Here is a 5,536-nt window from a genome sequence, read left to right on the forward strand (position 1 = left end):
ACTGCCTCGACCTGCACCGGGTCACCGGGACCCGGACTGGCCCGCGCTCGCCGCCCAGCTCGCGGCCGGCGACGCGGACCAGGCCTGCGCCGCCACCACCGGGCTCGCGGCGGTGGCGTACGCGGCGGCGGAGGCGCTGGCCCACCTCGACGGCGGCACCCCGGAGACGCTCGGCTGCACGGTCGAGGTCGGCGGCGCCGGCCGGTTCCGCCGTCGAATCTGGTCCCCCCATCCGTCCTGCGAATGCTCGGGTGGTCGCCGGATCCGGTTCGAGCCCACCCGCTCCCGGCTTCGTAGCAGCAGCGGGCCCCCCGAGTCGGTAACAATGACCGGGTGACCGACATCCCGCGCCGGGCCGTGTCCCGGACCGCCAAGCTCGCCGCTCTGCCGCTCGGCTTCGCCGGCCGGACCGTCCTCGGGATGGGCAAGCGGGTCACCGGGCTCGCGTCCGACGTCATCTCCGCGGAGATCCAGCAGCGCACCGCGGAGCAGCTGTTCAGCGTCCTGGGCCAGCTCAAGGGCGGGGCGATGAAGTTCGGCCAGGCGCTGTCGGTCTTCGAGGCGGCCCTGCCCGAGGAGATCGCGGCCCCGTACCGGCAGGCGCTCACCAAGCTCCAGGAGGCCGCCCCGCCGCTGCCCGCGGCGACCGTGCACAAGGTGCTCGCCGAGCAGCTCGGCCCGGACTGGCGGGACCGCTTCGTGGAGTTCGACGACACCCCCGCCGCGGCGGCCAGCATCGGCCAGGTGCACCGCGCGGTCTGGCGCGATCCCGGGTACGGCCCGTCCGGCGGCCCGAAGCACCGGGACGTGGCGGTGAAGATCCAGTACCCGGGCGCGGGCGACGCGCTGCTCGCCGACCTCAAGCAGCTCTCCCGGCTGGGCGCGATGTTCCGGGCGATCCAGCCCGGGCTGGACGTCAAGCCGCTCCTGGTGGAGCTGCGCGAGCGGATCACCGAGGAGCTGGACTACGAGCTCGAGGCCGAATCGCAGCGCGCCTTCGCGGCGGCGTACGCGGACGACCCGGAGATCTTCATCCCCGAGGTGCTCGACTCCTCGCCCCGGGTCCTGATCACCGAGTGGATCGAGGGGACGCCGCTGTCGCAGATCATCCGGGAGGGCACCGAGGAGGAGCGCGACGAGGCCGGGCGGCTGATGGCCGTGCTGCACCTCTCCGCGCCGATGCGGGCCGGACTGCTGCACGCCGACCCGCATCCGGGCAACTTCCGGCTGCTGCCCGACGGCCGGCTCGGCGTGATCGACTTCGGCGCGGTGGCCCGGATGCCCGAGGGCACCCCCGAGCCGATCGGCCGGATCGCCGCGCTGGCGCTCCGCGGCGACGCGGAAGCGGTGGTGGCCGGCCTGCGCGAGGAGGGCTTCGTCAGCCCCACCGAGCCGATCGACGCCGAGGCGGTGCTCGACTTCCTCCGGCCGATGCTGGAGCCGATCGCCGCCGAGGAGTTCCGGTTCACCCGGGCCTGGCTGCGGGGCGAGGCGACCCGGCTGGCCAGCCCCCGGTCGCCCACCTTCCAGCTCAGCCGGCAGCTCAACCTGCCCCCGTCGTACCTGATGATCCACCGGGTGACGCTGGGCTCGATCGGGGTGCTCTGCCAGTTGGAGGCGAAGGCGCCGTACCGGGCGATCCTGGAGCGCTGGCTCCCCGGCTTCGCCCCGGTGGCCTGACCGACGGAACACCGCGGGGGGCGGTGGCCGGACTTCCGGCCACGCCCCCGCGAATCGGTACGGACTAGAGAACGCCCAGGTCGCGAGCCGACTGCTTGCGGCTGGTCATGGCGACGGTACGGGCGGAACGGGTTGCCTCAGTGCTCGTGGTGGTGCGACCGGCCTGAGGCCGGGGCATTCGGGCCCGGGACAACGCTTCGTGGAGTAGTTGCATCTCGACGGCTCCATTGGGTGCGTACAGCATCTGATTCATCTCTCTGACAACCGGCTCGCGGCCGGCCTGGGTACGGATCGGGTGCATTGTCAGGCTGCCAGCCGGACCGCGTGCCGCGACTCGGACAGCCCACTGGCCGCCAGTCGCGCCTCGGCCTCGACCCGCAGGGCGGCGTCACGGGCGAGGTCCTCCTTGCGCGGACGGCCACGGGGCCGCTTGCGCGGGACGACCGCGCCACGCTCGAAGATCTCGCCACCCCAGACGCCCCAGGGCTCGGCCCGCTCCGCCGCACCGGCGAGGCACTCGACGCGCAGCGGGCAGTCCCCGCAGAGCGACTTGGCCAGCTCGAGCTCGGCAGGCGAGTCGGAGAACCACAGGTCGGGGTCGAACTTCCGGCAGGGCAGGTTCGCCTCCACGTCGACGCTCACGTCGAGCGGGGCCAACGCCAGACTCATGCCCGGTCACCTCTCTCTCACTTCGATCTCGTGGATCGCATTTCCGACGTACTTCGGCAGGGCAAAAAAACTGAGGCCGCGGATCCCGGTGTGCGGGTTCCGCGGCCTCGAGGTGAGCCGGTGGTCTGGTGATCAGACCGGTCTACCTCGAGGTGGAACGCCGCGGACATCCATGCGCTTCTTGGCGCCATCGATGCCCTTGCCCGTGAAGCCACTGGTCCCCGGGTTCTGAATTCCGGTGGGCGCAACGGTCAGGGTCAGCTCGGCCTGAACCTGGACCTGGTGCACCTGCGGAACGGACGGTCGCGCAGCGGCAAGGACCACCCGGACAGCCGACAGCGGAGCGCAGGCAGCCGGCATCACCGCCGGACGCTCATAGGTGAAGATCTCCACGGGTGCCACCTCCCTCACGTTCCTCGTGCCGACTATGGACTCAGCCCCTGTGAGCAGCCGGAATGGCGCCGCTCCCAAGGTGTGTCCTGAGGCTATTCCTCGCCCCAGGGCGAGGGCAAACGAATTTACGACTCGATTTCGAAAGTTTTCTCCGGGCAGACGTCGTCGACCGCCGCGCCCTCCACCAGGGCCAGCACGGTCTCGCCGTAAAGGCCCAGTTTGCGGGGACCGATCCCGGCGATCGCGATCAGCTCCTCGGTCCGGCCCGGCTTCCGCTCGGCCAGCGCGGTCAGCGTGGCGTCGGTGAACACCACGTACGCCGGCACCTTCTGCGCGCCGGCCACCCGTTGCCGCCACTCACGCAGCCGCTCGTACAGTTCCTCGTCGATGTCGGACGGGCAGGTCGGGCAGCGGCCCAGCTTGCGGTCCGCCCCGCCGAGCAGGGTCGCGCCGCAGATCCGGCAGGAGACGACCTGGTTGCGCCGCCGCTCGGTCCGCCGGGCCGCGCCCGGACCGGCCCGCTCGGCGCCGCCGCCCGAGCGGTCGAGCTGGGGCAGGAAGCGGGACGGCCGCCGGGCCCGTCCGCCCGGCGAGCGGGCCCCGGCGTACGACAGCCAGAGCCACTCCCGGGCCCGGGTGATCCCGACGTAGAGCAGCCGCGCTCCTCCTCGACCTGTTCCGGGGTCTTCGCGTACGTGGTGGGCAGGGTGCCCTCGGCGAGACCGACCAGGAAGACGGCGTCCCACTCCAGGCCCTTGGCGGAGTGCAGCGAGGCCAGACTCACCCCGTCGACCGTGGGCACGTGCTGCTGGGCGGCGCGCCGGGCCAACTCGTCGTTGAAGTCGGCGAGCGTCACCGGCCGTTCCACCGCGGCGGCCTCGCCGACCGGCAGCACCTCGGGCGTCGCGGCGTACTCCTCGGCGAGCTGGACCAGCGCGGCGAGCGCCTCCCAGCGCTCCCGGGCCGCGCCGCCGGCCGGGGCGGCGTCGGGGGCCCAGCCGACCGCGGAGAGCCCCTCGACGACGGCGGTCGGCAGCGGTGTCTCCCCCGGGATCGAGCGGGTAGCGGCGCGCAGCGCGACCATCGCCTGGCGCACCTCGGGCCGCTCGAAGAAGCGCTCCGCCCCCTGCACCACGTACGGCACCTCGGCCTCGGTGAGCGCCTTCTCGTACGCCTCGGACTGCGCGTTGGTGCGGAACAGCACCGCGATCTCCCGGGCCGGGGTGCCGCCGTCGACCAGCGCCCGGCAGCGGGCCGCGACGGCGTTGGCCTCGGCCGGCTCGTCGGTGAAGATCCGCAGCTCCGGTTCGGGACCGGCCGGGCGCTGCCCCACCAGCTCCAGCCGCAGCCGGGCCTCGGCGCCCCGGGCCTGCGAGATCACCGCGTTGGCCAGCCCGACCACCTGCGGGGTGGAGCGGTAGTCGCGGACCAGCCGGACCACCGTGGCGCCCCGGTGCCGGCGCGGGAAGTCCACCAGGTACGACGAGCTGGCCCCGGTGAAGGAGTAGATGGTCTGGCTGGCGTCGCCGACCACGGTGAGGTCGTCCCGGCCGCCGAGCCAGGCCTCCAGCAGCCGCTGCTGGAGCGGGTTGACGTCCTGGTACTCGTCGACGACGAAGTGCCGGTACTGGCCGCGCACCTGCTCGGCGACGTCGGGGTGCTCCTCGATCCCCCAGACGGCGGCGCGCAGCATGTCCTCGAAGTCGATCACGCCGTTGCCGCGCTTGAGCTTCTCGTACGCGGCGAAGACCTCGGCCACCTTCGCCGGCTCGTGCGGGGTGTCGCGCAGCGCCTTGGCCGCGGCCACCACGTACTCGCCGGGCTCGACCAGGGACGACTTCGCCCACTCGATCTCGCCGGCGAGGTCCCGGGCGGCGGCCCGGTCGGCCCGCAGGCCCACCTTGGCGGCGGCCAGGGTGACCACCCGGACCTTGCTGTCCAGCAGCTCCGGCATGGCCCGCCCCTCCAGCAGCCGGGGGGCGAAGTAGCGCACCTGGCGCAGGGCGGCGGCGTGGAAGGTGCGTGCCTGCACGCCGGCCACCCCCAGCGCGGTGAGCCGGGCCCGCATCTCGGCGGCGGCGCGGGCGGTGAAGGTGACCGCGAGCACGTGTCGGGGGGAGATGTCCCCGGTGAGTGCGCGGTGGGCGATCCGGGAGGTCACCGCGCGGGTCTTGCCGGTCCCCGCGCCGGCCAGGATGCAGACCGGACCGGCCGGGGCGGTCACCGCGGACCGCTGCTCCGGGTCGAGCCCGGCCAGCACCCGTTCCGCCGCTGAATGAACCACCACAGGCAGGAATCATTCCAGCCGCCGGCGATGTTGCAGCGATTAGCCTGGCCTGATCTGACGGGCGTGAGCCACCCCTTGGAGGACCTGATCATGTTGACGATGTATTCCACCACGTGGTGCGGCTACTGCCACCGGCTGAAGTCGCAGCTCGACCGGGAGGGCATCGGGTACGAGGTGGTCGACATCGAGCAGGACCCGAAGGCCGCGGAGTTCGTGATGAAGGTCAACGGCGGCAACCAGACCGTCCCGACCCTGCGCTTCGCCGACGGCAGCGCCCTCACCAACCCCTCGATCACCCAGGTCAAGCAGCACCTCGCCAGCCTGAACGCCTGACCCACAGCACCGCACGGGAAGAGCGGCCGCCCCTTCCGGGGCCGGCCGCTCTTCCCATCTCCCGACCCCCGCCCTCCCCGGTTGATCATGAAGTTATCGCCCTCGTCCTCGGCGTGTCGTGACAACAACTTCCTGATCGACGCCGGTGGCGAGCGTGAGGGCGGGGTCGATCGG

Annotated in this window: 4 protein-coding genes and 2 pseudogenes; 3 read left to right on the forward strand and 3 right to left on the reverse strand. The window is 72.7% G+C overall.

Annotated elements, in window-relative coordinates; all coding sequences use genetic code 11:
* Positions 1-337: pseudogene (locus tag JNW87_RS34000) on the forward strand (hypothetical protein); the annotation flags it as partial.
* A complete protein-coding gene (locus JNW87_RS34005; RefSeq protein ID WP_109805174.1) occupies positions 334-1,680 on the forward strand; it encodes an AarF/ABC1/UbiB kinase family protein in 1,347 nt (448 codons plus the stop codon). The pseudogene JNW87_RS34000 and the gene JNW87_RS34005, both read left to right, overlap by 4 nt.
* 303 nt (positions 1,681-1,983) lie before the next feature.
* On the opposite strand, the gene JNW87_RS34010 is transcribed toward JNW87_RS34005, so the two are convergent.
* The 3 genes and pseudogenes from JNW87_RS34010 to JNW87_RS34020 form a co-directional block, all read right to left on the reverse strand.
* Complete coding sequence (locus JNW87_RS34010) at positions 1,984-2,349, reverse strand: WhiB family transcriptional regulator (RefSeq protein ID WP_109805172.1); 366 nt, start codon at positions 2,347-2,349, stop codon at positions 1,984-1,986.
* Between the two features lie 132 nt (positions 2,350-2,481).
* Positions 2,482-2,709, reverse strand: coding sequence for a hypothetical protein (locus JNW87_RS34015; RefSeq protein ID WP_255544696.1), 228 nt, complete (start codon positions 2,707-2,709; stop codon positions 2,482-2,484).
* Positions 2,710-2,867: 158 nt separating this feature from the next.
* Positions 2,868-5,029, reverse strand: a pseudogene (locus JNW87_RS34020) (ATP-dependent DNA helicase UvrD2).
* 90 nt (positions 5,030-5,119) lie between these two features.
* On the opposite strand from JNW87_RS34020, the gene JNW87_RS34025 reads away from it, so the two are divergent.
* Entirely contained in the window at positions 5,120-5,362 is a 243-nt protein-coding gene (locus JNW87_RS34025; protein WP_109805177.1) for a mycoredoxin, read from the forward strand.
* Positions 5,363-5,536: the final 174 nt, after the last annotated feature.

Source organism: Micromonospora sp. ATA51 (genome assembly GCF_016802855.1).
GTDB lineage: Bacteria > Actinomycetota > Actinomycetes > Mycobacteriales > Micromonosporaceae > Micromonospora > Micromonospora sicca.